This is a genomic window from Rickettsia endosymbiont of Urophora cardui (assembly GCF_964030725.1).
In the GTDB taxonomy this organism is placed as follows: domain Bacteria; phylum Pseudomonadota; class Alphaproteobacteria; order Rickettsiales; family Rickettsiaceae; genus Rickettsia.
On record NZ_CAXIPY010000006.1, the window covers coordinates 440,509 to 465,872 of the forward strand.

A 25,364-nucleotide genomic window follows, 5' to 3' on the forward strand; every position below is an offset into this window, starting at 1 on the left:
ATTTTACTTGGTATGAATTTTCAAGAGTTTAAGCATAAATACGGTTATGATGCTGCTACTAAAATGATGCAGCAATATTTAGATATTAAATTTGCTCACCTAGATTGCTTATTGCTTTTTAGAATGGGTGATTTTTATGAAATGTTTTATGAAGATGCGGTGCTTGCTAGTGGTGTGCTTGGTATTGCCCTAACTAAGAGGGGTAAGAATGGTGATGAAGAAGTACCAATGTGCGGCGTACCTTACCATGCTCTTGAAAATTACCTAACTAAATTAATCGAAGAAAATTATAAGGTCGCTATTTGTGATCAGCTCGAAACTCCAGAAGAAGCAAAGAATAGAGGCGGTTATAAGGCAGTAGTTAATAGAAATGTTACCCGGATTATAACGCCTGGCACAGTGATTGAAGAAAATCTTATTACCACTGCTGAGCCAAATTATCTAGCAAGTCTTGTTGTGCCGAAAAACAAGGATACGGCAGCACTTTGCTATGCTGATCTTTCTACTTCCACGATTTTTGTAGTTAACGTCCCTGATCTTGAAATTCTTAATGAACTTGCCCGTCTAAAACCTCGTGAAATTTTACTTAGTGAGTATTTACGATCTTCCGATCTTGCGAGTAATATTTCCAAACAACTAAATTTCCGCATCACTTACCAAGTTGATAGTTTTTTTGCCGCTAATAAATGTGAAAAGATTATTCTCGATTTTTATAAGATGAAAGATATTAAAGGGGTAGGGGAAATATCTAATAGTCAAATTTGTGCGATAGGTAGTATTTTGGAATATCTTACCCTAACGCAAAAAGAAAATATCCCGAATTTACCAAAGCCGAAGATTATCGATTTTCATAGCTATATGACAATTGATTTTTCGACAAGGCGTAATCTTGAGATTGTCACAAATTCATGCGGGGGGAATAAAGGAAGTTTGCTTAGCACTCTTAATCACACTGTTACCAAACAAGGAGGTAGAGTGTTATATAATTTCCTATCAAGCCCGTTAACTGATACTCATAAAATAAATCAGCGTTTAAATATAACGGACTTTTTCTATTCTAATCTAGATATAACCGCAACAGTTCGTGAGCTACTAAAGAAAACCAGCGATATAGAGCGTTGTTTAACCCGTATTACTATGAATAGAGGTTCGGGGCGTGATTTGCTTAGTATCAAATATACGTTAGAGACGGCTAACTCTATCAAAGAAATATTCTTTGATAATTATGGTTTTGAGCTACCAAGTTTTATTGAAAAAATCGTTAAGCCTTTAATAAGAAATGATGAGCTATATAATTTAATAGAAGAAAGCATATGTGAAGATGCTCCAAATAATTTAAATGATGGTGGTGTTATAAAACATTCATACCATCCGAAAGTATTACAGTTGCATGATCTGATTAATAACGGCAAATTACATATTGAGAAACTAAAAGATCAGTATAAAAGAGAAACAGGGATAGATAGTTTAAAGATATCTCATAATAATGTGATAGGGCTGTTTATCGATATCACCGCTAAAAATGCTAATAAGATTAATGATGCTAAATTTATTCATCGTCAAACGACTGTTAATAGCGTGCGTTATACTACAATTGAGTTACAAAAACTAGAAAGTGATTTAGTTAATGCTAAAACTTTGGTAGTAAGTTTGGAAAAAGAGTTATACGAAGATATATGCAAGCGGGTAACGAAACAATCCGATTATTTACGGATTCTTGCCAGTTCTTTAAGCGGTATTGATGTGTTTTGTAACTTTGCTTATATTGCAAGCGAAAATGATTATGTCAGACCTGAATTTACCGATGATTTAAGCTTTGACATCGTAAAAGGGCGGCATCCGGTAGTCGAAGAGGCGTTGAATAAAGAGAGAAAAAGCTTTGTGCATAATGATTGTCATTTATCGGAAGCGGAGCGTATTTGGCTAATCACTGGTCCTAATATGGCAGGTAAAAGTACTTTCCTGCGGCAAAATGCCATTATCGCAATCATTGCTCAAATAGGTTCATTCGTGCCTGCTAAAAGTGCTAGAATAGGGATGGTGGATAAAATATTTAGCAGAATCGGGGCAGCTGACGACCTGATTAAAGGACAATCGACTTTTATGGCAGAAATGCTAGAGACGTCGGCGATCCTTGCACAATCTACTAAAAACTCTCTAATTATACTAGATGAGGTCGGCAGAGGTACTTCAACTTATGATGGTGTATCTATTGCTTGGTCGGTGCTTGAATACATCCATGACAAACTGAAATGTCGCTGTTTGTTTGCTACGCATTATCATGAGCTAACTATTATGGATAATTTTCTGCCAGCTATGCAAAATTACACTATTGCTATTGAGGAATCAGGCAAAGATATTTTGTTTTTGTATAATATTATAGCAGGTGCAGCTGATAGATCGTATGGCATTCATGTTGCAGCCTTAGCGGGGCTGCCTGCGAGCGTTATTAATAGAGCCGAGCAGATTCTGCTCAAATTTGAAAAAAATGCAGCAGGTAAAGAAAAGAATATTTTATCGACGGAGTCAAATAATTTGAGTTTATTTGCTCTTGAACCTTCTAAACAGGTGCAGAATTCTAAACTTGAAGAAAAATTTAAAACCATAGATCCCGATAAACTCTCGCCTAAAGAAGCTCTTGAGTTGATTTATGAACTGAAAAAATCATTTTAAAAATAAATGCAATAAATTAATCTCTCAGGGTTTAATTCCCCGAAGCTCTGCTTCGTGATATCATAAGAAACAACTAAAACTTTTTTAGATACCTCGTAGCTCTGCTGCGAGGAGCATCATTTTTCTAATTTAACTGTTGCAATTTATTCCATTATTTCTTATATTCAAAGTCGCTTAAATAAAAAGCACAAGGGCGTTTAATATTAATAATGAATTTTATCCCCTTAAATTCATATATTAAAATGCCCACAGCTAATTATTCTATATTTAAGCGGGTGTAGCTCAGGGGTAGAGCGCTACCTTGCCAAGGTCGAAGTCGAGGGTTCGAATCCCTTCACCCGCTCCAATAATTTTCTTCCAAATTTCTGCTTTTAGTTAAAATGATATTTTCGTTAAATCAATAGGGTTGGTGACAACATAACGCCATAGCTTATCTATGCCTTTAGTTATGCTGATGCGTGTAGTAGTAGAATAGGGGAGTTTTAGGTTAATCTCTCAGGGTTTAATTCCCCGAAGCTCTGCTTCGTGATATCATAAGAAACAACTAAAACTTTTTTAGATACCTCGTAGCTCTGCTGCGAGGAGCATCATTAAGTATCCAAGCGAATTACGCACAATACGTAAATATAGCAGGAGTTTCGCACTTAGCAAAATTGTGTATTAGTTAGAAGCCATTTAATGTTGTTCTGAATTGATGTTTTTATAACTTCCCAAGTTTGTTGATATAAAGTAATGTTTTCATTTATCCTCCTTTTGTTCATATCAAGCCAGGCCAATACAGCAAGGCAAATATGATTTCTTTGAGCTCGACCCGTGCGTGCCTGACAGCATTCAATACCACAAGTTTGTTTCAATTCTCGATGATAAACTTCTATAGACCAACGCGCCTTAACAATTTTCTCTATTTGCTCACGTGTAGGATTCTCTAAATTAGTTGTTATGTAATCAATGCGACCATTTTTTGCCACAAACTTAAATACCGTAACCCAACCGTATCCACGTAGGTGAATTTTTAGCCCTTCATCGGGAATCTCTAAAGTTTCCAAGCTAACATTACGATTAACTTTTCTATTTTTTCTTAGGTTGGTAACCCATATCCAACCTAAATTACGTATATGTTTTAAATTATCCAAACCACTATACCAAGCATCCATAACTATAGCATCAGGCTTGATACCTCTTTCTTTAGCTAAAGTAAGCATATCACAAAAATGCTCGTTCTTTGTTTTACCATCAGTTTCTTTATCATATATTCTATAATCTACAGGAGTAGATTGATCAATTTGAGTATTGTAATGCAGTAAGTTTACCATTCCTATACCAGGTATAACATCATGTACAGCCCCAGAATATTGATAATTTACAAGCTCGATCCTCTTACTGTATTGCTTTGACAATAAGGTGTCATCTCCCACTAATAAACAAGGATCTTCCAGATCAATATATTTTGACACTTTGCTATAGATTTCGCTAGGGCGAAAATCCTTACTCTTTAACCATCGACTTGCACTATCGTGCGATAGATCTAATGGACTTACTTCAGATAATGCTTTGCTAGTATATCTTACACTACTTGCTTGTAAGAATGATTTATATAAATCTTTGCTACATTTTGATCTTGTCATTTTTATCTAAAACTATTTTTCTCTAGATTAGCATATTATTTGCTAAGTGCGAAACTCCTGTATAGGACACGTAAGGATCCATTTGTGAAGCACTGGGATGAAATAGAATCAATGCTAGAATCAGCACCGGAGTTGCAAGCAACTACCATATTAGCATATTTGACAGAAAAGTATCATGGGAATTATAATGGGAAGCAATTACGCTGTTTGCAGAAAAGGTTGAAACAATGGAGAGCTGCACATGGTAAGGATAAGACAGTAATCTTTTTACAAAATATTCTTCCTGGCAAACAGAGTCAGTCTGATTGGACCAATATGAATCAATTGGGTATTTGTATTGGTGGGCAACCATATCCTCACTTACTATTTCATTTTATGTTGCCTTATTCATGTTGGGAAACTTTTAGCATATGCCATAGTGAAAGTTTTGATACATTAGCATCAGGGTTTGAAAAAGCTGTATGGGAGTTAGGTGGAGTTTTACCAGAGCATCGTACAGATAATTTAAGTGCAGCTACCAAGCAATGTGGTAATAGTAGACAATTTACAGAAAGATGGCAAGAATTGCTTGGTTATTACAATGTTGCACCATCGCGAAATAATCCAGGCGTCAGTCATGAAAATGGTTCTGTTGAAAAAAGTCATGATACATTTAAGCAAGCAGTGAATCAACATCTGCTATTACGTGGATCACGTAATTTTGTTGATTTAAAAGCTTATGAATTATTCCTTACACAAATTAAAGAAAAGCGAAATAGCTGTAGAAAAGAAAAATTAGCTGAAGAATTAGTTCTACCAATCAGGAAATGGAATGCACCTACAATATTATCAGTACGTGTTAATCCAAGCAGTACAGTTAGTATTTTATCTGTAGCTTATTCTGTGCCTAGTCGCTTAATAGGTTATACTTTAAAAGCTTATATTTATTCTGAAGAAATAGAGCTTTACTATGGTAACAAATGTTTACAAAAAATGTCTAGAATCAGCAATGGCTGTGTTATTGATTATAGACATATTATTGATAGTTTAGTACGTAAACCTGGAGCATTTGTTCAATATCAATATTATGAAGCTTTATTCCCACGTGCTATATTTCGTCAGGTATATGACCAGCTTATCTCTATATATCCATATAAAGGGCATAAAATATATCTTAAAACCTGAATTCTGGATTAGCTAATTTTGAGATATAGCAGGTTTGTTAGGTTTCATACAGTATGCAATTAGGGCGGATAAGATATGTACAAAGGCATTCCAAATTGATCTATGTCTTGTATGTTCGATCTCGAAAGCACCCTTCAGCACACTAAATACTGTTTCGATAATTGAGCGTTTGCGTAATAATATTTTTTCAAATAATGGCATAAGTTTATTCTTCATTTTCTTCTTTATGCCAGTTACTAACTTGATTCCTTTGCTGTATAGATCATCAAAGAGCTCCTGTTTGATATAACCCTTATCGCCAAACAATAATCCCGTGATATGTTTGGTGATTATCGAAACCGGCGCTCTATCATCTACATTACCAGGCGTTAGTTTTAGACCTTGAATCTCACCTTTTTCGTTAATAACCAAATGTAATTTTAGACCAAAAAACCAACTTTTTGTTGTTTTACCCAAAGCAGCAATACCGGCAAAGACTTTATTACGAGAGATTCTTTTTCGATGACAAACCTCTAAAGATGTGGCGTCAATATAAGAAACTCCCGTAGATTGAGCTGCCTGCATATACCATTCAAGTAATAAAACTAAATAACTCAGAACTCTTGGTTTTAGAGCTATAAAACGAGTATATGATGGAAGAGTTACAAAGTCTGATTTATATAATTGTAGATAGGACATATAAAAATATTTAAAGTTTTTACAGGGTGATTGATGGTATAAAAGCACTATTGTTAACAGCTCAGAATAGCTTATTTCAGGCTTTCTTGTAGGGTTTTTATTAATTAATGGTAGAAATGATTTATTAATCCACTGCTCGCTAATTTTACAAAAATCATCGACAAAACAAAATAATGCAGTAATATCTTTCTTCATGGGGATACTCTTGTTTTTTTGCTAAAAATTATATAGAGTATCTTCTATCCCTTGTAAATACTTACTTCCAAACCTAGATTAATCTCTCAGGGTTTAATTCCCCGAAGCTCTGCTTCGTGATATCATAAGAAACAACTAAAACTTTTTTAGATACCTCGTAGCTCTGCTGCGAGGAGCATCATTCCAGAATTCAGGTTTAAAATATTACAATTAGCAAAAATGTATGGAGAATTGAATGTAGTTACTGCATTAGAAGTGCTATTAGAAAAGAAGATTGAGCCAATAATTGATCATATTACAGATTTACTAAATAGCCAGACTCAAACTGTTTGTTCAGTAAAAATTAATCAACCAATACTGTCTGAATATGATCAATTACATTGCTTTAAAACAATGGAGGTTGCATGAGTAAACAGATAATAACTCCGCAACCGCTAAATAATTTACTCAAGAACCTTTGCTTACCTACTTTTGCATCGTGCTATAAATCAGTTGCAGAAAGCTTTGAGCAAGAAAAGAAAACATATATAGATTATCTACAGGAGTTAGCCATACGTGAGTTAGAACATAGACAACAACAACGTATTGCCAGATTGCTGAAGCAAGCAAAACTCTCTCGAGATAAGTTATTAAGCAACTTTGATATTAAGCGTATCCCAGGATTATCGCCAACTAAGATCCAATATCTTGCACAAGGAGAATTTATGGATCGCTATGAAAATATACTTATTTTTGGTAATCCTGGCACTGGCAAAAGTCATCTTAGTATAGGTTTAGCACGTGAGTGGTGTCTTGCTGGTAGACGTGTATTATATACAACAGCAGCTAATTTAGTTCAACAATTACTAGAAGCAAAGCTTAGTTTAAAACTTAAGCAAATTATTAAAAAATTCGATTATTTTGAAATATTGATAATTGATGATATATCATATGTACCATATAATCGTGAAGAAACTGATGTTTTATTTACCTTATTAGCTGAACGTTATGAAATGCGTAGTGTATTAATTACTAGCAATTTAGTTTTTGCAAAATGGAATACTATTTTTAAAGATGAAATGACTACGTCAGCAGTTATTGACAGATTGGTTCACCATTCTTCAATTCTTGAACTCAATACTGAAAGTTATAGAATCGCTACAGCTAAAGGCAAAAAATTAACTATAAAATCGGAGGATAATAATGTAACACTTTAGACAATATTTTTTACTCAAAAATGGGTAATTTTAATATTCGTCATGGGTAATTCTAATGTTCGTTCATCACTAATGTAGAAGTTAGTCCGTCCGCCAAAACTCTACAAGCCTTATAGATAATATGGTTTTAAGACAAGAAGTAATACAACAATCCGTAAGAAAATGATAAAATATGGTCATAAACCTTATGGATTTCAGTCAATGCCAATAGACAACATTATCAAATCGCAAGAACAAGGGAAACTGTTTGGTTATAAATTAAAAGAAGAATTAAACCCAAATAATAAGCTATATAAATTAAGAGAATTAATAAATTGGTCTAGGCTCGAAGAGTGGTTATCAAAAAATGTTTGTATTAAGAAATTTGGTAGAAATAGAAAATGTCATAGAGTGATGCTTGGCATAACGATGCTACAAGCAATGTATAATTTTTCAGATTCATTATCAGAGGAAGAGCTAAAAGAGAATATGTATTGGCAGTATTTCTGCGGGTGGGAATATATAGAAAAAGACATAGCTATCTCGGAAACTAGTATACGACGGTTTCGTAGTGTATTAGGTGAAGCTGGATATAATGAGATATTATCGGAGTTGATCAGGGTTGGGATAAAAACTAACACAATTAAAAAAAAAGATTTGGAATTAATCATCGCTGATACGACTGTACAAATTAAGAATATCAAACACCCACACGATGTTTATTTAATGGATAAAGCTAGGCTTAGCATAGTAAAGCTTTGCAACAGTTTGGGTATACATTTGAATGAAACATACGCTAGAACCTATAAACGCGATATAGTAAAGCTATGGAAATATAAAGAACATAGTAAAGCCAAGAAGCGTTGGAAAATAATGAAGCATTTAAAAATATTACTGGGTCGTTTGATTAGAGTATGTGAGCGTGAGATCAAAAATAAGCAATTAAACTTGTCTCTCAAAAATCAAGAAGTATTGCAAAAAATAAAACAAATACATAACCAATCTGTTTTAAAAAGAGAAGCTATAGCTAACGCGGAAAGGTTTTTACCATAGTTTTTATATTTACTCACATATTCACCAGATCTAAATCCTATTAAACATTGCTGGACTAACTTTAAAAACTGTTTACGTAAAATTATTGATCAATGCCTAAGTTTTTCCTAATCTGTGGTAGAAACATTTCCGTGTTAGCTATAAAAAGCAATATAAAGAAGATAACAAAGTATTATATAGTTTTCATGCCCCTGAAGTAGAGTGTATAGGAAAGGGAAAACGCAACAAGCCATATGAGTTTGGCAATAAAGTAGCGGTAGTAGTAAGTGGTCGTAGAAATTTTGTTTTATCCGCAAAATCGTTTCATAATAATCCTTATGATGGTCATACATTGCATCAGAGCTTTGAAGCAGTAGAGAGTGTCACTGGAATCAAGATAAAGAAATCATTTGTTGATCTTGGGTATAGTGGTAGCAATGTAAAGGAGAAGAGTAAGGTATATACCCCAAAAACGCGGAAGAAGTTGTTACAAGAGGACAAGTCTATGATCAAGAGACGCAGTGCCATAGAACCAATAATAGGTCACTTAAAGCAATATGGTCGGATGGGTAGAAACTTCTTGAAAGGTATGATAGGAGATATTATCAATCCAATAATCTCTGCTATTGGTTTGAATTTACGATGCATTGCAAATCATTTACAAATCGTGTCTAACTCCACATAAATCAAAAATATCATCATGCAAAAACTAGATGAACGATAAAAAATCGTTAACAATAGCTCCATATCAAAATTAGACCAACACAGAAATGTATCAGTAAAAATTAACATAACTTATTAATTTTTATTGAAAATCTTAGCAATTTGTTGTCAAAACTCTATCCCATTACAAATGATCAGGATTTGAAGTGTTTTTGGCGGATAGACAAGTTAAGATTTGATCTTACAGACACTATAAATTTTGCCCCTGATTGTCAGTTAAATTTTGACTGTCAGATACATATTCAAGATACAAGATTTCATTATTCTTTTCAACAGCTAATTTCTTACTATCCTTAAAAGTTTGCATAGGAGTTTTTCCATAACAATATTTACCAGAATGAGGTCTTTCATTATTGAAATACTCTAGCCAGATATCAAGATCTAATTGTAGGTCATCAAGAGCTGTATAAATCTTTTTCCGCATAGCTGTATCAAAGAATTCTTGTTTCATGGTTTTATTAAAACGCTCACACATACCGTTTGTTTGAGGAGAATATGCTTTAGTAGTAGTATGCTCTATACCTTCGATACTTAGAAATAATTCAAAAGCATGATGCTCTATATTCCCCTTATATTCTGACCCACGATCTGTCAGAATACGAAGTATTGGTATCCCTTGAGTCTCATACCATGGTAACACTCGGTCATTAAGCATATCAGCAGCAGTTAAAGCTGTTTTATCAGTATATAGTTTAACATCAGCTACTCTGCTGTAGCTATCAATAAATACCTGAGAATAAACCTTACCTATACCCTTAAAGTTGCCTACATAATATGTATCTTGGCATCCTAGATACCCTGGATGCTGTGTCTCAATTTCTCCATGAGCTTCTTTTTCATTACGACGCTTCTCTAGCACTTGTAATTGTGCCTCAGTAAGCACAATACCATCTTGAGCCATTTTTGCTTCTAATGCTTTAAGTCTTTTACTGATGTTGTTTAAATCATTACGTAACCAAATTGATCTTACTCCCCCAGGTGATACAAGTACACCTGTCTTTTTAAGCTCATTTGATACTCTTAGCTGACCATATGCTGGATATTCTATTGCCATATCTAGTACTGCTTTCTCTACAGCAGGATCAACTCTATTCGCTATTATTGGCTTTCTTCGACTAATTTCATACAACGCTTCTTCGCCACCAGTTTCATACAGTTCTTTAAATCTGTAATAACTATCTCTACTATATCCCATCGCTTTACATGCTGATGATATACTACCAAGGCTCTTAGCTAATTCAAGTAAACCTAATTTTGGTTTTATTATTTTTTGATTTAAGTTCATTCTTTATCTCCATTTAATAATTAATTTATTTTACTAAATGTAAGATATAATCTTGTATCTTAGTATTGTCTTTAGTAAACAACTATAAGATACTTAAGGGCACTTAAGTAAGAAGACTAATATGCCGTATTAAATCTTAGGGCTATGTAACCCTGTAGTTGAGATCAAACAATTAGTCTTCACATACTCATTAAAGATCGGACGGTATTCTTAGGTCTTGAAATTAATCAATGAACCTGTATTTACAAGGTTGATCTTTGGGTATTCTACTTATTATTAACATAGAAGGTCAAATATGAGTAGCATTATTTTGGGTATAGATATTTCTAAAGCAACATTTGACGTAGCTTTATTAAATGATAATAAAATCAAAACCAAAAAGTTTAATAATACTGCAAAAGGCTTTGCTGCACTAAAACAATGGTTAGAAAAAAAGGGAATAGATACTGCTCACGCTTGTATGGAATCAACAGGTGGTTACGAAGTTAGGTTAGCTCAATATCTTTATGATAATACATTTAAAGTGAGTGTCGTAAATCCAGCTCGCATCAAGGGCTTTGCAATGAGCAAGCTTTCAAGAGTTAAAACTGACAAATCTGATTGTGAATTGATAGCTTCTTTTTGCAAGGCTATGCAACCTGATCTTTGGCAACCAACCCCTATACATATTAAAGAATTACAACAATGGGTAAGACGCTTGGATAGTTTGATTGCTAATAAAAATCAAGAAAATAATAGATTGAGCGGAGCAAGTAAAGCAGTTGCCATTAACATTATGATTCATATTGAATTTCTGGATAAGCAAATTAAGGAAGTAGAAGAACTTATCTCTAATCATATTAAAGGACACAAAGACTTACATGATAAAAGTAAACTTCTTGATTCAATCCCTGGTATAGGAGAAAAAACAATAGGAGTGATACTTGCTTTTCTTGTTGTAGAAAATTTTAATTCTGCAAAACAACTAGCTGCGTTTGTTGGTCTTAACCCAAAGCCAAAACAATCAGGCACTTCTGTCCATGGAATAGGAAAAATATCAAAAACAGGAGATGCTAATTTACGTAAAGCTTTTTATATGCCTGCCATAGTTGCTATAAAACATAATCCGATTATTAAGGATTTTAGTCAACGTTTGAGCAATGTTGGAAAATCTAAAATGGTTATAGTGATTGCTGCTATGCGTAAGTTGCTTCACATAATTTATGGTGTTCTTAATAACAAAACATCTTTTAGTGCAAATATAAAAACCCTGTAAAATAAAATTGAGGTAAAATAATGAAAAAGTTGTTGACACTCAAGACGGTATCTCAACTATTACATCTTACTAAAACTACCATTCCTCGCATTCTCAGTTTCAGCTCTATCATACTTGCTATAACCTAAATGTTCTGACATCTCAGCATGCAGTGCTCGCTCTAAAATACCCTTCTTGGTTAATTCCTTAATTAATCCATTCTGACTTAGTACTGTTTTTAAATCTACTCCGCCTTTTATCAGCAAATCTATTGCTTCATTTATTTTTTTATTCTTCTCTATTTGCATTTCTGTTACCTATATTTTTAATTACTTCTAATATAGGCTCAACAAAAATTTACACAATCATTGCAAAAGACTCTATTTGACTTTCAACTTTTGAAGTATCTGCGGTATATAAATCCTTAGTAGAAATAATATATGCTCCTCTAATTAAAGTAGCTGCAGGAAAGCCATCAGTTTCGGTTACAAAGTTTAGGCAATAATACATGCCGTAAATCAGATAAACATAGCTAAAACCAGCCGGACCAAACATTATATCAGTTCTTTTTGTACGACCTCTTGCAGCATGACAAGCTGGATCGTCTTGTCCGATATAGCTTTCAGTTTCAGTAATAATAGCTGTTTTACCTTGAAAGTATAACACTTTACCCAGCAGCTCCTGACTTACTATATTAGTATCTCTTGCAAAGAATTCTCGAGATAATGGTATTAATCATGTTTTTGAAAAAAAAATATTTAAATTTTCGTGCCATTTTGTAGGAGTAAATTCAGTAATTTCATATTCTGCTATATCATTAATCTCTCAGGGTTTAATTCCCCGAAGCTCTGCTTCGTGATATCATAAGAAACAACTAAAACTTTTTTAGATACCTCGTAGCTCTGCTGCGAGGAGCATCATTATATCTTCTAGTTTATATTAATGTTACAAATTGTTTCAAGCACTTCTAGTATGTCTGCCACTTCTTCTATATGCTCATCTTGTAAAAATTCTTCTACTTCTTCTAGTAGCTTACTGTTTAATAATTCTTTATACTCGCGTGCTTCAGCAATATAAGTAACCGGTATTCTGCCTGATTTTAAGATAATTTTTGGAATTAAATCTCTAACTAATTTTGTCATTTCATTCTTATACCTGAAGTTTTGACAAAAAATTTTTATTAAAAAAAGTGGCGAGTGTATCAATCTATAATTTGTATTATATATCCAATAATTTACTTTAAATTGTAGAAATATCGCTTTTAAGCTGATAAAAGCACTAAATATTTAACTTTAAATATAAATTTTTACTTTAGTCAGAAAAATTAGAATTTTTGTCAAAACTTCAGTTATACGTATAAACATATATTTAAAACTTTATATTTTTTTACTAGATATTTTAGAATTTTTTATAGAAATTGGAACAGGATCATATCCACCATCACAAAGCGGCTGGCATTTGATTATTCTTTTAATAGCAAGCCACAATCCTTTTATATTGCCGTGCGAGGTTATAGCATCTTTAGCATAATCTGAACAAGTAGGGTAAAAGCGGCAATTATTACCTAGCAACGGGGAGATGAAGTATTGGTAGAACCTAATTAATAGTAAAATTATTTTACTCATTGGATAGCTTATCTATAATTGATTCCATCTTTTTCGGTGTTAAATCTTCATAATAATCGTCGTTAATTTGCACTATGGGAGCGTTAACGCATGCTCCTAAACATTCGATTTCTATTAAGCTAAATTTCTGATCTTTTGTAACTTCTTCATCTTTTATACCAAGTTTTTCTTTGCAAGTTTTTATTATATCATCGCTACCACGTAGCCAACAAGGGGTAGTAGTGCACACTTGGATATGATTCTTACCAACAGGCTTGAGATTAAACATAGTATAAAAAGTTGCCACCTCATAAGCTCGCATATACGGCATTTCTAGTATATTTGCCACATACTCAATAGCAGGAACAGGCAACCAACCACCATTTTGACGTTGAGCTAAATCAAGAAGTGGTAATATGGCACTTCTTTTGCCCTCTGGTGGATATTTTTTTATGATATCCTCCGCTAGACTTAAATTTTTCTTATCAAAACTAAAATTTGTAATTTTTGTATTCATATACTCCTAATATCATGAATAATTTAGTAGACGAAGTTTTATTTGGAAAAGAGCAAGAAGCCTCGGAATTTTTGACCGCAGCGTACACCTTAGTACGTGAGGATCAAAAATGAGAAGCGACGTAGCCAATTTTTCAAATAAAACGAGTCTACCTATCGATCTCACCAAATACTATATCAAGCGTTGCTATAATAGTAATAACATCTGCCATTAAATGACCTTTGGACATAAAATCAAGTCCCTGCAAGTGAGCAAATCCTGGAGCTTTGATTCGGCATCTATAAGGTCTATTACCACCAGTAGAGTATAAATACACGCCAAATTCACCTTTTGGGGCTTCTACTGCTTTGTAAGTTTCACCCACTGGAACATCATACCCTTCAGTATAAAGCTTAAAGTGATGGATCATCGCTGCCATAGATTCTTTCATTTTAGCCCTTGTTGGTGGTGCTAATTTTGGATCATCGGTTTTAACCGGACCTTGCGGCATTTTTTCTATACATTGCTTGATTATTTTAACAGATTCATACATTTCAAGCATACGTACTAAATATCTGTCATAACAATCGCCATTTTTGCCAATCGGTACTTCAAAATCCATTTCACTATATACGTCGTAAGGGTTTGATTTACGCAAATCCCAAGCTATACCTGAGCCTCTAAGCATCGGACCTGAAAAGCCCCAATCCATCGCCTCTTTTTGAGAAACAACGCCTATATCAACTAATCTTTGCTTCCAAAGTCGATTTTCATTTAATAATCCCTCAATATCTTGAAGCTTAGGAGGAAACTGATCAATAAATTTGTCGATATCCTCGAGTAAGCCATCAGGTAAATCCTCAGCAACGCCGCCCGGTCTGAAATAGTTTGAGTGCATACGAGAGCCGGAAACATGTTCGTAAAATTCCATGATTTTCTCACGCTCTTCAAATAGCCATAATAAAGGGGTGGTTGCTCCGACGTCTAAAGCTTGGCTGCCTATATTCAAGGTGTGGTTCAGGATTCTCGTTAGTTCTGAGAATAGCACCCTGATAAACTGAGCTCTTCGTGGTATTTCGCACTCTAATAGCGACTCAGCAGCTAAAGCAAAAGCGTGTTCTTGGCACATTGGCGAAACATAATCAAGACGATCAAAATAAGGAATAGCCTGCAAGTATGTTTTATGCTCAATCAGCTTTTCCGTACCACGATGAAGTAATCCAATGTGAGGATCAGCATTATTTACTACTTCCCCATCCATTTCAAGAATTAGCCTTAAAACGCCGTGCGTTGCCGGATGTTGCGGACCAAGATTTAACGTTATACTTTTGGTGTTATTAGTCATATTATTTGTCATTGCGAGGAGCCACAGGCGACGTGGCAATCCAGTTAAATAATTTTATCATATAAATTTCTCCAATTTATGTTCATTCTTTGTTAGTAATAATATATACAGCCAGTTGTTTCATAATTTTTCCTAGATTGCCGCGTCGGGACTATGTCCCTCCTCGCAATGACATTATTTTATATTTCTTCTATAATGATGCTCCTCGCAGCAGAGCTACGAGGTATCTATCCAAAAAGCTTTAACTGTTTTTGTTGCAATGCTTTATAAGAAGGTTTGCCTGAACCTTGATTCTGTACATAATTACGTAATTTCTGCTCATCACCATGTTTACCTACTGTGCTCATAACATATCCTTTACAGGAGTTTCGCACTTAGCAAAGTTGCGAATCAGTTAAAAGCCATCTGATATTGTTTTGAATTGATGTTTTTATAACTTCCCAAGTTTGTTGATATAAAGTAATGTTTTCATTTATCCTCCTTTTATTCATATCAAGCCAGGCAAATACTGCAAGGCAAATATGATTTCTTTGAGCTCGGCCCGTGCGTGCCTGACAGCGTTCAATACCACAAGTTTGTTTTAATTCTCGATGATAAACCTCTATAGACCAACGTGCCTTAACAATTTTCTCTATTTGCTCACGTGTGGGATTTTCCAAGTTCGTTGTTATGTAATCAATGCGACCATTCTTTGCCACAAACTTAAATACCGTAACCCAACCGTATCCATGTAGGTGAATTTTTAGCCCCTCATCGGGTATCTCTAAACTTTCCAAGCTAACATTATGATTAACTTTTCTATTTTTCCTTAGGGTGGTAACCCATGGCTTTGTTGCATAAATAAGCTTTTGAATATACTGCCCCTAACCCCGCAATGCTAGCCTAGCCAACAGGCACAGAGATAGGTTTACCAATTTCAAACATTTTGTTTAATAAGTGGCATTTAATAGACATTTCTTTTGTCATATTTTGATCATGTCTTGATAGAAACTTACTACCAAAAGAAGTTTTAAATCGAAAGAACGTGTTCTCTACACGCTCCCTTCTACCATAATTATTCTTTACCCTCCATGCTTGGTATCCTTTGTTTTGTTGATATATAACAGCTGCATCTCTCTCAGTTTTATCCCTAAGCGATTGAACTTTTACTGAAGAGTTTGGGGGTCTAATAACTGGTTTTATCTTCTTCTTTCTCAACAATTGATATGTAGATTCACCGTCATACCCTCGATCTCCCAGAAAATCCTTGGCTCTGACATTAGCTATTAGTAGTCCAATCTGTGATCTATCATCTATAGTATGCTCTGTGGTACTATCGGCAAGTATCATACCTTGATCTTCTATAACGATATGTAGCTTTTTCCATATGCGACGCTTATATTGCTTACCATGCTTATTTTCTAGCCATTCGTTCCCTGTGTAGGCTTGTATCCCTGTACTATCCATTGAAATACAACTAAATTCTTTATCTTGATTTCCATGTAAATACCTAAGATCTAATGACTTCATACGCTTACTTAATGTTGTATAGTCTGGACATCTAATAGATAAACCCGATATTTCAAAGAGCCAGTTTATAAAGCCTTGGGTTTGGCGTAACTTAAGACCGAATAAGCATCTGATCTTCAAACACTGTAATATAGCGTGATCACTATAGCGTCTAGGTCTTCCTCGTTTCATTTCCTCTCTGTAATCAGCATACCAGCCAATCGCCAAATCACTGGCAATCATAAAATCTATGCGACCCCTATTGCGTAAAAAATTATTATATTCTGACCAATTCGTTATTTTATATTTAGAATACTTGCGTGATTTACTAAAAGGGGCTTTCTTCCGAGATCTCATATAATCTGGATTATTTTTAATTCAGGACATCTTACCAGATTATCACCACTCTTGCTCTACAAATCTTATTTATGCAACAAAGCCACTCCGCCTTCTATCAGCAAATCTATTGCTTCATTTATTTTTTTATTCTTCTCTATTTGCATTTCTGTTACCTATATTTTTAATTACTTCTAATATAGGCTCAACAAAAATTTACACAATCATTGCAAAAGACTCAAAAAATGCTATAAATTAGCATTTTTTATACTTCCTTACTTCGTAATTTCCTCGCAATGACGTTCCAAACGAAAATCACACTCCGTGCCGTTCAGCAATTAGACCTTTGATCTCAGAAATAGCCTTAGCAGGATTTAGACCTTTCGGACAGGTTTTAGTACAATTCATGATCGTATGACATCTATAGAGCTTGAACGGATCTTCTAAAGTCTCTAGACGCTCGCCTGTATGATCATCCCGTGAGTCGGCAATCCATCTATATGCCTGAAGTAAAATTGCAGGACCTAAATATTTATCACCATTCCACCAATAGCTAGGACAAGAAGTAGAACAGCATGCACATAATATGCATTCATATAATCCGTCAAGCTTCTCTCGATCTTTAATCGACTGCAATCTTTCAACATTGGATGGAGCTGGGCTATCGGTTTTAAGCCATGGTTCTATAGATTCATATTGTGCATAAAAATGCGACATATCCGGCACTAAATCTTTTACCACTTTCATATGAGGAAGTGGATAGATTTTAATATCGCCTGAAATTTCTTCGATAGGCTTAATACATGCTAAAGTATTTGTGCCATCAATATTCATTGCACAACTGCCACAAATTCCCTCACGACAAGAACGTCTAAAAGTTACAGTAGAATCAATTTCGTTTTTGATTTTAATTAAAGCATCCAAAACCATCGGACCGGTTTTGCTTAAATCTATTTCAAAACTATCAATAGTAGGATTTTCATCAAGGTCAGGATCATATCTATAAATTTTTATTTTTCTAAGATTAGATACATCACCTTTTGCTTTATGTTCCTTACCTTTTTTTACAACTGAATTTGGCGGTAACCTTAACTCTGCCATACTATATACTCTTCTAAAATTTGACGAAATAATTAGCTAATTCATAATCTTTCATACCATCAACAAAATCTTTAATTTTAATTGAATATTATTACCGGGGTGCTTAATTGAATCTTTAGGGATTGTTTTGCTTAAAGAACCATTACCACCTTTTCTCTGAATTACGATATAATTACCTATAATAATATTACCTTTATTTGTAAAAATAATATCATAATTTAAAGATTTGAGAATATCTTTCATTGCATATATACGCATTAAATTTTCTTCTCTCTGGTATAAAACTAACCAGGAGTTTCGCACTTAGCAAAATTGTGTATTAGTTAGAAGCCATTTAATGTTGTTCTGAATTGATGTTTTTATAACTTCCCAAGTTTGTTGATATAAAGTAATGTTTTCATTTATCCTCCTTTTGTTCATATCAAGCCAGGCCAATACAGCAAGGCAAATATGATTTCTTTGAGCTCGACCCGTGCGTGCCTGACAGCATTCAATACCACAAGTTTGTTTCAATTCTCGATGATAAACTTCTATAGACCAACGCGCCTTAACAATTTTCTCTATTTGCTCACGTGTAGGATTCTCTAAATTAGTTGTTATGTAATCAATGCGACCATTTTTTGCCACAAACTTAAATACCGTAACCCAACCGTATCCACGTAGGTGAATTTTTAGCCCTTCATCGGGAATCTCTAAAGTTTCCAAGCTAACATTACGATTAACTTTTCTATTTTTTCTTAGGTTGGTAACCCATATCCAACCTAAATTACGTATATGTTTTAAATTATCCAAACCACTATACCAAGCATCCATAACTATAGCATCAGGCTTGATACCTCTTTCTTTAGCTAAAGTAAGCATATCACGAAAATGCTCGTTCTTTGTTTTACCATCAGTTTCTTTATCATATATTCTATAATCTACAGGAGTAGATTGATCAATTTGAGTATTGTAATGCAGTAAGTTTACCATTCCTATACCAGGTATAACATCATGTACAGCCCCAGAATATTGATAATTTACAAGCTCGATCCTCTTACTGTATTGCTTTGACAATAAGGTGTCATCTCCCACTAATAAACAAGGATCTTCCAGATCAATATATTTTGACACTTTGCTATAGATTTCGCTAGGGCGAAAATCCTTACTCTTTAACCATCGACTTGCACTATCGTGCGATAGATCTAATGGACTTACTTCAGATAATGCTTTGCTAGTATATAGCTAACACGGAAATGTTTCTACCACAGATTAGGAAAAACTTAGGCATTGATCAATAATTTTACGTAAACAGTTTTTAAAGTTAGTCCAGCAATGTTTAATAGGATTGAGATCTGGTGAATATGTGAGTAAATACAAAAACTATGGTAAAAACCTTTCCGCGTTAGCTATATCTTACACTACTTGCTTGTAAGAATGATTTATATAAATCTTTGCTACATTTTGATCTTGTCATTTTTATCTAAAACTATTTTTCTCTAGATTAGCATATTATTTGCTAAGTGCGAAACTCCTGCTAACAATTCTCTAGTATCTTCATTTCTGAAGTTTTGACAAAAAATTTTTATTAAAAAAAGTGGCGAGTGTATCAATCTATAATTTGTATTATATATCCAATAATTTACTTTAAATTGTAGAAATATCGCTTTTAAGCTGATAAAAGCACTAAATATTTAACTTTAAATATAATTTTTTACTTTAGTCAGAAAAATTAGAATTTTTGTCAAAACTGCAGTCATTTGAAAATGACCATTTAACTATTTCTTTAGCAATAGGCTGAAAGATTGATAGTATTTTTTCTTGTTCTTCTAATGGAATTAGATTTGATTTAACATTTTTTGATTTATTGATTATTAGGTTCTGTAAATAATCTAGGCAATCTAAATTAAATACTTTACAAAAATTACTTATTGATGCTCTTGTAAGTTGATTATACGCAAATGCTTTTTTATACGCTTTAATACTTACATCTATATTATGACCACAACTAAAACCTATTTTAACATCAGATTTTTCTGCGTACATGCCGGTATTAATAGCGTGTAAAAAAACTACCTTTTATCCCAAAAATATCTCTAACTTTATCAATGATGTCAGAATGATTAACGATACTACTCTTAAAAAGCAGTTCAGCATCTTTACCTATATACGCATTTCTATTACTCACTAATTGAGTCATAAATATTTGCTACTATTTGTGGAATTACTGCATTACCTAGTTGTCTATAGCCCTTTAAACCATCTGCAACATAATGATCTTTAGGAAAACCCATTAAAGATTTACATTCATTAATTGATAATCTTCTTACTCTATCATTTATATAATATAGACCTGTTCTAGCACCAACACCACCGCCAAAAGCTGATAAAGTAATAGAATGACCTAAAGGGCTGTAAATCCTTTCACCTTGACCACCTTTTAACTTGTCCTATTCTAATTGGTTTTAACTGCTTCTCAACAGAATTAGCATTTAAAACAATATCACTTCTATCAATATATAAATTCTTATCAATATCTTTCTCTAAAATATCATTGAGCAAAACATTTTCATATGATTCTTTTGGTTTTATATATTTCAGATTATATTCACTACTAACGCCAATTTAGGATAAGAGAAGTTGTTCTGGAGCTAAAGCATCAAGTTTTATACGAGATTTAGTGATAGCATAAGAAGTAACACAAGCTAGAATATGCACCAAGAAATTAACAGGAGATCTATGCCTGGTAAATTCCAGTATTAATTAAGCCAGATTTATATTTTCTTCCCATACCTCATTGGGTGTTTTATAACCGAGCACTTTTCTTGGTAAATTATTTAAAAAATCCTCAATTTCTTGTAATTGCTTTATTGTTAATTTTTTTATATCTAAAGATTTAGAGTATACTCTGTGCACCATTGAGTTAATCTTCTCTATCAATGGTTTTTGCCATGGAGAATAAGGATTGCAAAAATATACTTTTCGTTCAGATTTTGGCAATAGTTGTTCATGATTGGTAAATTCTTTGCCATTATCTAACGTTATGCTTTTGATTATATGCGACAATTGTTTAAGTTTTTTATTCATGTTACCAATCACATCTTGTGTTCTTTTTGAACGGTTTAAAGTGAGAAACACTTTTTGTGTTCTGATATCCACAAGAGCGCCTATATTACGACTTTGATTACCTTTGTTAAAAGTTAAATCACCTTCTAAATGACCTATTGCTGCTATCTTTCTATTTATCTCTGGTCTTTCAGTAATGGAAACTCGATTTGGTATTGTAATTCTTTTGTTTCTGATTCTTGTACCATGATGCAACCTATTTTTCCTTTTTCTTGCTAAAGATAAATATAATTTTTGCCTTTGTGCTATAGGAGATGTATAAATAAACTGGTATATACTCTCTGTAGAAATATTGACAGTATCTCGTGATAGTTTACGTCTACCTGAAATTATATCTGGTGAAATACCCTGTGTTAACTGCTTTATTATTTCTGCTCGTAAATTATTATCAATATCTAATTTTCTTTTTCTCTTACCTTGCCTTAAACTGCAAGCAAGTGTGTTAGCCCTATCTGGTCTATAATTATGCCTCATTCTCTTGAGTTCATAACATATAGTGCTTTTATCACGGCCAATCTTTGTCCCTATATATCGCGAGCTATAACCACTCTTATTCATTTCGTATATTTTAAATCTTTCATCTATCGTTAAATGAGCCATGATATATCTATATTTAATTAAAAATTGATTATATCTGGCTTAATTAATTATAGAACTTTCCCCTTGTATGCTCTAGGTTCATTCTATTTTTTAGTATATTAAATACTGATTCAATTAATGATCGTTTACGTAACATAGCTTTATCTTCTAATTCTAGTAAATAATTCTTCATATCCTTGCGAATATTAGTTATCATTCTTAAATTTCTAGAATAGAGTTTAAACCATAACTCTTTACAAATATATGCTTTATCACCAAATACCTTACCTGTTATCTTCTGAGTTATAGATTCAAGAACAGATAAATCAGCTCTATTTGCTTTTGTTATTTTAACAGCTATAATCTCTGCTTTATGATTAATGATTAAATGTAATTTAAATCCCATAAACCAACCATAACTACTCATCCCAACTTTGGCAATTTTACCAAAAACTCTATTACTAGAAGTGCGCTTAGCATGACAAATAGATAGTTTTGTTGAATCAATAAAATATATTCCTGTATCTTCACCTCGTAGTAATTGCGACATTATTGACAATGGCAATATTAACCTTGGCCATAATTGTACTATTCTACTATAACATGGTAAATTAAAGTAACCCTTATATTTATGCGGTAAGTAGTATAAATAATAGTTTTTAAAGTCCTTGCAAGGCGATAGATAACAATATATGACTATTGTCATCAATTCTGCAAGACTTAATTTTCCTATTCTATGCCTTTGCTGATTTGTTGATAATAGACGGTGTTCTATCCATTCTTCATATATTTTACAAAAATTATCTACTAAATAATATACAGTTATGATACATCTTTTCATGTTGAGTTACTGATCTTTTATTAAAAAAATCTATCATAACTCAACATTAATCTCCTTTAAACCCTTTATCTATAAGCTTTCTATCTATCCCTTATCCTAAATTAGCGTTACTAAAGTCTTTTCGTAAGCAAACAAAATCAACTCTTTCCCGAGCTTGTGGCACGCCAAATAGAGAAGCATTTAATATATGTCTATATACTTTATAACCAATTTCTTCTAATTTTTGATCTATGGTTTTAATCTCTCAGGGTTTAATTCCCCGAAGCTCTGCTTCGTGATATCATAAGAAACAACTAAAACTTTTTTAGATACCTCGTAGCTCTGCTGCGAGGAGCATCATTTACATTTCCGTTATCAATATTCAGAATGTTTTTTACATTCTCAAGCAATAATATATAAGGTTTATGATATTGTGCTATTCTTATTATTTCATAAAATAGTTTGCCGTTATTATCTTCTATACCACCTCTTTTACCTGAAATACTAAAAGATTGACAAGGGAAGCCAGCACATAAGATATCATGTTTAGGGATTTTATTTGCCGGTATCTCAGTAATGTCACCATGTGGTTTATCACCAAAATTTCTTTTATATGCCTCTTGTACATCCTTATCTATGTCAGATGAAAAAACACACTCAAGGTTTTTGCTTTCAAGAGCCTTTCTAAAACCACCAATACCGCAAAATAAATCTATAAACTTATACATTTGAATTCCCAAAAATACATTTATTAGCTTTTATCTTCCTTTTTAGCTTTAATTGGTTTTGCTTTCTTAAGGTCTTTTTCTTCGGCTATTTTTATGGTAGATGATGCCGCACCAAAAGGAAAGTTATTTTCTTCTTCAGAGTCTAGCTGTCTGCTGCTAAGTAAATTTTTAATTTGCTGACCTGATAATGTTTCATATTCTATTAAGGCTTTAGCAAGTATATGAAGTTGATCTAAGTGCTTAGTTAAAATGTCTTTTGCTAAATCATAGCCGGTAGTAACAATTTTCTTTACTTCTTCATCTATTAACTCTGAAGTAATTTCCGATCTATCACTAGAACTATTTCTATTAGTATACATATCTTCACTAGCACTTCCATGGTACACAGGACCGACCTTATCGCTAAGCCCCCAATCGGTAACCATTGCCTTTGCCATTCTGGTTGCCATCTTTATATCTGATGATGCTCCTGAAGTTACCTTTTCTTTACCAAATATAATTTCTTCAGCTACTCTACCAGCCATGGCTACCGCAATATCGGCCTCCATCTTATCACGTGGCATTGAAAAACGATCATTTTCCGGTAATCTCATAACCATGCCAAGAGCTCTACCACGTGGAATAATCGTAGCTTTATGAATAGGATCAGAGGCAAGACAATATAAACCAACTAAAGCATGTCCTCCCTCATGATATGCTGTTAGTTTTTTCTGCTCATCAGACATAATCATTGAGCGACGCTCAACCCCCATCATGACCTTATCTTTTGCCTCTTCCAAATCATGCATTTCTACTTCTTTTTTATTACGCCTTGCAGCAATAAGAGCAGCTTCATTAACTAAATTAGCAAGTTCAGCACCAGAAAATCCTGGTGTTCCTCTGGCAATAATTCTTGGTACGATTTTAGTGCTGTATTTTACTTTCTTTAAATGCACTTGTAGTATTTTTTCTCGTCCATCAATATCAGGATTTGAGACAGTAATTTGCCTATCGAACCTACCTGGTCTTAATAAAGCGTGATCAAGTACGTCAGGACGGTTGGTAGCTGCAATAATCACAACTCCTTCGTTTGCTTCAAACCCGTCCATCTCTACTAGCATCTGATTTAGTGTTTGCTCACGCTCATCATTGCCGCCGCCCATACCAATACCTCTATGGCGACCTACCGCATCAATCTCATCAATAAAGATAATACATGGAGCGTTACGCTTGCCCTGCTCAAACATATCACGCACACGGCTAGCACCAACGCCTACAAACATCTCAACAAAATCAGAACCAGAGATACTAAAAAATGGTACGTTAGCCTCACCTGCAATTGCTTTAGCAAGCAGTGTCTTACCGGTTCCTGGAGGACCTATGAGCAAACAACCTTTAGGTATTTTACCGCCAAGCTTTTGGAACTTGCTTGGATCTCGTAAAAAATCTACTATTTCGGTTAATTCGTCTTTTGCTTCGTCAATACCAGCTACATCTTTGAAAGTTATTTTTGGACCCTTATCCGACAAAAGTTTGGCTTTAGATTTACCGAATCCCATAGCTTTACCACCGCCATGCATTTGTCGCATAAAGAAAACCCAAACACCGATTAATAAAAGCATTGGAAACCAAGAAATTAAAAAGCTTAAAAAGGTGTGCATTCTTGTTTCAGGTGGCACGACTTCTATATTAACGTCATTATTATTTAGACGATTTACTAAATCAGGATAATCAGGAGCATAAGTGCTAAAATTAGACCCATCATTTGAAGTTCCTTCTATTATTCTTCCTTGAATTTTAACCGAGTTAACAGTTTTCTTATCGACTTTTGTTAAAAATTCTGAGAAAGATATATTATTTTTACTGCTAAGTAACCCGTCAGACTGAAAAACATTGAAAAGCAGTATTACAAAAACAAAAATTACTGCCCAAACTATAATATTTTTACCTTGATTATTCATTGATACAAAACCTAACAAAAATCATTAATTATAAACAA

Annotated in this window: 24 protein-coding genes, 1 tRNA gene and 6 pseudogenes; 8 read left to right on the forward strand and 23 right to left on the reverse strand. The window is 33.6% G+C overall.

Annotated elements, in window-relative coordinates:
• Positions 1-12: 12 nt before the first annotated feature.
• The gene (gene mutS, locus AAHI98_RS10145; RefSeq protein WP_342225794.1) at positions 13-2,673 is read left to right on the forward strand and encodes a DNA mismatch repair protein MutS; all 2,661 of its coding nucleotides are present in this window, start codon (positions 13-15) and stop codon (positions 2,671-2,673) included.
• Positions 2,674-2,944: 271 nt separating this feature from the next.
• A tRNA-Gly gene (locus AAHI98_RS10150) sits at positions 2,945-3,019 on the forward strand.
• 29 nt (positions 3,020-3,048) lie between these two features.
• On the opposite strand, the pseudogene AAHI98_RS10155 reads toward AAHI98_RS10150, so the two are convergent.
• Positions 3,049-3,168 (reverse strand): annotated as a pseudogene (locus tag AAHI98_RS10155) (DNA-3-methyladenine glycosylase); the annotation flags it as partial.
• A 149-nt stretch (positions 3,169-3,317) separates the two neighbouring features.
• Positions 3,318-4,298, reverse strand: a complete 981-nt coding sequence (locus AAHI98_RS10160) for an IS701 family transposase (RefSeq protein WP_342224656.1) — start codon at positions 4,296-4,298, stop codon at positions 3,318-3,320.
• Positions 4,299-4,337: 39 nt separating this feature from the next.
• Here AAHI98_RS10160 and AAHI98_RS10165 point away from each other — a divergent pair, with 39 nt between their 5' ends.
• Positions 4,338-5,462 (forward strand): Mu transposase domain-containing protein, encoded by a 1,125-nt coding sequence (locus tag AAHI98_RS10165; RefSeq protein WP_342225795.1) that lies wholly within the window; start codon positions 4,338-4,340, stop codon positions 5,460-5,462.
• A 12-nt stretch (positions 5,463-5,474) separates the two neighbouring features.
• Here the strand turns inward: AAHI98_RS10165 and AAHI98_RS10170 are convergent, their stop codons facing one another.
• The gene (locus AAHI98_RS10170; protein WP_342225178.1) at positions 5,475-6,335 is read right to left on the reverse strand and encodes an IS982 family transposase; all 861 of its coding nucleotides are present in this window, start codon (positions 6,333-6,335) and stop codon (positions 5,475-5,477) included.
• Positions 6,336-6,566: 231 nt separating this feature from the next.
• Between AAHI98_RS10170 and AAHI98_RS10175 the strand changes: the two genes are divergently transcribed.
• The 4 genes from AAHI98_RS10175 (at position 6,567) to AAHI98_RS10190 (ending at position 9,227) form a co-directional block, all read left to right on the forward strand.
• Positions 6,567-6,743 (forward strand): hypothetical protein, encoded by a 177-nt coding sequence (locus AAHI98_RS10175; RefSeq protein WP_342224661.1) that lies wholly within the window; start codon positions 6,567-6,569, stop codon positions 6,741-6,743.
• Positions 6,740-7,531, forward strand: a complete 792-nt coding sequence (istB, locus tag AAHI98_RS10180) for an IS21-like element helper ATPase IstB (protein ID WP_342225796.1) — start codon at positions 6,740-6,742, stop codon at positions 7,529-7,531. The genes AAHI98_RS10175 and istB overlap by 4 nt, the downstream gene beginning before the upstream one ends.
• Positions 7,532-7,693: 162 nt before the next feature.
• Positions 7,694-8,563: a transposase gene (locus tag AAHI98_RS10185; RefSeq protein WP_342225797.1), complete on the forward strand. Its 870-nt coding sequence runs from the start codon at positions 7,694-7,696 to the stop codon at positions 8,561-8,563.
• A gap of 205 nt (positions 8,564-8,768) precedes the next feature.
• Positions 8,769-9,227: a transposase gene (locus AAHI98_RS10190; RefSeq protein ID WP_342224960.1), complete on the forward strand. Its 459-nt coding sequence runs from the start codon at positions 8,769-8,771 to the stop codon at positions 9,225-9,227.
• Positions 9,228-9,455: 228 nt separating this feature from the next.
• Here the strand turns inward: AAHI98_RS10190 and AAHI98_RS10195 are convergent, their stop codons facing one another.
• On the reverse strand, positions 9,456-10,550 hold the full coding sequence (locus AAHI98_RS10195) for an IS481 family transposase (RefSeq protein ID WP_342224693.1): 1,095 nt from the start codon (positions 10,548-10,550) through the stop codon (positions 9,456-9,458).
• A gap of 295 nt (positions 10,551-10,845) precedes the next feature.
• Between AAHI98_RS10195 and AAHI98_RS10200 the strand changes: the two genes are divergently transcribed.
• Positions 10,846-11,805, forward strand: coding sequence for a transposase (locus AAHI98_RS10200; RefSeq protein WP_342224639.1), 960 nt, complete (start codon positions 10,846-10,848; stop codon positions 11,803-11,805).
• A 65-nt stretch (positions 11,806-11,870) separates the two neighbouring features.
• Here the strand turns inward: AAHI98_RS10200 and AAHI98_RS10205 are convergent.
• From AAHI98_RS10205 to ftsH, 19 genes and pseudogenes are all read right to left on the reverse strand, one after another.
• Positions 11,871-12,092: pseudogene (locus AAHI98_RS10205) on the reverse strand (transposase); the annotation flags it as partial.
• Positions 12,093-12,165: 73 nt separating this feature from the next.
• Positions 12,166-12,516: pseudogene (locus tag AAHI98_RS10210) on the reverse strand (DNA-3-methyladenine glycosylase); the annotation flags it as partial.
• A gap of 197 nt (positions 12,517-12,713) precedes the next feature.
• Positions 12,714-12,926: a nucleoside triphosphate pyrophosphohydrolase gene (locus tag AAHI98_RS10215; RefSeq protein WP_342225799.1), complete on the reverse strand. Its 213-nt coding sequence runs from the start codon at positions 12,924-12,926 to the stop codon at positions 12,714-12,716.
• A gap of 234 nt (positions 12,927-13,160) precedes the next feature.
• Positions 13,161-13,409 carry a membrane protein insertion efficiency factor YidD gene (yidD, locus tag AAHI98_RS10220; protein ID WP_342225800.1) on the reverse strand — a complete coding sequence of 83 codons (249 nt, stop codon included), beginning with the start codon at positions 13,407-13,409 and terminating at the stop codon, positions 13,161-13,163.
• Positions 13,402-13,905, reverse strand: coding sequence for an NADH-quinone oxidoreductase subunit NuoE (gene nuoE / locus AAHI98_RS10225; protein WP_342225801.1), 504 nt, complete (start codon positions 13,903-13,905; stop codon positions 13,402-13,404). The genes yidD and nuoE overlap by 8 nt, the downstream gene beginning before the upstream one ends.
• 148 nt (positions 13,906-14,053) lie before the next feature.
• A complete protein-coding gene (nuoD, locus tag AAHI98_RS10230) occupies positions 14,054-15,229 on the reverse strand; it encodes an NADH dehydrogenase (quinone) subunit D (RefSeq protein ID WP_342226176.1) in 1,176 nt (391 codons plus the stop codon).
• A gap of 227 nt (positions 15,230-15,456) precedes the next feature.
• Positions 15,457-15,603: a hypothetical protein gene (locus tag AAHI98_RS10235; protein WP_342225802.1), complete on the reverse strand. Its 147-nt coding sequence runs from the start codon at positions 15,601-15,603 to the stop codon at positions 15,457-15,459.
• A pseudogene (locus tag AAHI98_RS10240) lies at positions 15,604-16,053 on the reverse strand (transposase); the annotation flags it as partial. It abuts the gene before it with no gap.
• 58 nt (positions 16,054-16,111) lie between these two features.
• Positions 16,112-17,074 (reverse strand): IS5 family transposase, encoded by a 963-nt coding sequence (locus AAHI98_RS10245; RefSeq protein ID WP_342224734.1) that lies wholly within the window; start codon positions 17,072-17,074, stop codon positions 16,112-16,114.
• A gap of 294 nt (positions 17,075-17,368) precedes the next feature.
• On the reverse strand, positions 17,369-18,154 hold the full coding sequence (locus AAHI98_RS10250) for a succinate dehydrogenase iron-sulfur subunit (protein WP_342225804.1): 786 nt from the start codon (positions 18,152-18,154) through the stop codon (positions 17,369-17,371).
• A gap of 51 nt (positions 18,155-18,205) precedes the next feature.
• On the reverse strand, positions 18,206-18,457 hold the full coding sequence (locus AAHI98_RS10255) for a PDDEXK family nuclease (RefSeq protein WP_342225805.1): 252 nt from the start codon (positions 18,455-18,457) through the stop codon (positions 18,206-18,208).
• Positions 18,458-19,375, reverse strand: a pseudogene (locus AAHI98_RS10260) (IS701 family transposase); the annotation flags it as partial.
• A 477-nt stretch (positions 19,376-19,852) separates the two neighbouring features.
• Positions 19,853-20,179 carry a hypothetical protein gene (locus AAHI98_RS10265; RefSeq protein WP_342225807.1) on the reverse strand — a complete coding sequence of 109 codons (327 nt, stop codon included), beginning with the start codon at positions 20,177-20,179 and terminating at the stop codon, positions 19,853-19,855.
• Positions 20,180-20,313: 134 nt separating this feature from the next.
• Positions 20,314-20,427: a hypothetical protein gene (locus AAHI98_RS10270; protein WP_342225808.1), complete on the reverse strand. Its 114-nt coding sequence runs from the start codon at positions 20,425-20,427 to the stop codon at positions 20,314-20,316.
• Between the two features lie 469 nt (positions 20,428-20,896).
• Positions 20,897-21,859, reverse strand: coding sequence for an IS30 family transposase (locus AAHI98_RS10275; RefSeq protein ID WP_342224646.1), 963 nt, complete (start codon positions 21,857-21,859; stop codon positions 20,897-20,899).
• 55 nt (positions 21,860-21,914) lie between these two features.
• A pseudogene (locus AAHI98_RS10280) lies at positions 21,915-22,679 on the reverse strand (IS982 family transposase); the annotation flags it as partial.
• Positions 22,680-22,770: 91 nt separating this feature from the next.
• Positions 22,771-22,920: a DNA cytosine methyltransferase gene (locus AAHI98_RS10285; protein ID WP_342226177.1), complete on the reverse strand. Its 150-nt coding sequence runs from the start codon at positions 22,918-22,920 to the stop codon at positions 22,771-22,773.
• A 52-nt stretch (positions 22,921-22,972) separates the two neighbouring features.
• Positions 22,973-23,386 (reverse strand): DNA cytosine methyltransferase, encoded by a 414-nt coding sequence (locus AAHI98_RS10290; RefSeq protein WP_342225810.1) that lies wholly within the window; start codon positions 23,384-23,386, stop codon positions 22,973-22,975.
• 23 nt (positions 23,387-23,409) lie between these two features.
• Positions 23,410-25,326 (reverse strand): ATP-dependent zinc metalloprotease FtsH, encoded by a 1,917-nt coding sequence (gene ftsH / locus AAHI98_RS10295; protein ID WP_342225811.1) that lies wholly within the window; start codon positions 25,324-25,326, stop codon positions 23,410-23,412.
• Positions 25,327-25,364 lie beyond the last annotated feature (38 nt).

Bases quoted from the DNA above. Each gene is read 5' to 3' on its own strand.
- mutS (WP_342225794.1), top strand. From the start codon at position 13: ATGAATTTTCAAGAGTTTAAGCATAAATACGGTTATGATGCTGCTACT.
- AAHI98_RS10160 (WP_342224656.1), bottom strand. From the start codon at position 4,298: ATGACAAGATCAAAATGTAGCAAAGATTTATATAAATCATTCTTACAA.
- AAHI98_RS10170 (WP_342225178.1), bottom strand. From the start codon at position 6,335: ATGAAGAAAGATATTACTGCATTATTTTGTTTTGTCGATGATTTTTGT.
- istB (WP_342225796.1), top strand. From the start codon at position 6,740: ATGAGTAAACAGATAATAACTCCGCAACCGCTAAATAATTTACTCAAG.
- AAHI98_RS10185 (WP_342225797.1), top strand. From the start codon at position 7,694: ATGATAAAATATGGTCATAAACCTTATGGATTTCAGTCAATGCCAATA.
- AAHI98_RS10195 (WP_342224693.1), bottom strand. From the start codon at position 10,550: ATGAACTTAAATCAAAAAATAATAAAACCAAAATTAGGTTTACTTGAA.
- AAHI98_RS10200 (WP_342224639.1), top strand. From the start codon at position 10,846: ATGAGTAGCATTATTTTGGGTATAGATATTTCTAAAGCAACATTTGAC.
- AAHI98_RS10215 (WP_342225799.1), bottom strand. From the start codon at position 12,926: ATGACAAAATTAGTTAGAGATTTAATTCCAAAAATTATCTTAAAATCA.
- yidD (WP_342225800.1), bottom strand. From the start codon at position 13,409: ATGAGTAAAATAATTTTACTATTAATTAGGTTCTACCAATACTTCATC.
- nuoE (WP_342225801.1), bottom strand. From the start codon at position 13,905: ATGAATACAAAAATTACAAATTTTAGTTTTGATAAGAAAAATTTAAGT.
- nuoD (WP_342226176.1), bottom strand. From the start codon at position 15,229: ATGACTAATAACACCAAAAGTATAACGTTAAATCTTGGTCCGCAACAT.
- AAHI98_RS10245 (WP_342224734.1), bottom strand. From the start codon at position 17,074: ATGAGATCTCGGAAGAAAGCCCCTTTTAGTAAATCACGCAAGTATTCT.
- AAHI98_RS10250 (WP_342225804.1), bottom strand. From the start codon at position 18,154: ATGGCAGAGTTAAGGTTACCGCCAAATTCAGTTGTAAAAAAAGGTAAG.
- AAHI98_RS10265 (WP_342225807.1), bottom strand. From the start codon at position 20,179: ATGTACGCAGAAAAATCTGATGTTAAAATAGGTTTTAGTTGTGGTCAT.
- AAHI98_RS10270 (WP_342225808.1), bottom strand. From the start codon at position 20,427: ATGGGTTTTCCTAAAGATCATTATGTTGCAGATGGTTTAAAGGGCTAT.
- AAHI98_RS10275 (WP_342224646.1), bottom strand. From the start codon at position 21,859: ATGGCTCATTTAACGATAGATGAAAGATTTAAAATATACGAAATGAAT.
- AAHI98_RS10290 (WP_342225810.1), bottom strand. From the start codon at position 23,386: ATGTATAAGTTTATAGATTTATTTTGCGGTATTGGTGGTTTTAGAAAG.
- ftsH (WP_342225811.1), bottom strand. From the start codon at position 25,326: ATGAATAATCAAGGTAAAAATATTATAGTTTGGGCAGTAATTTTTGTT.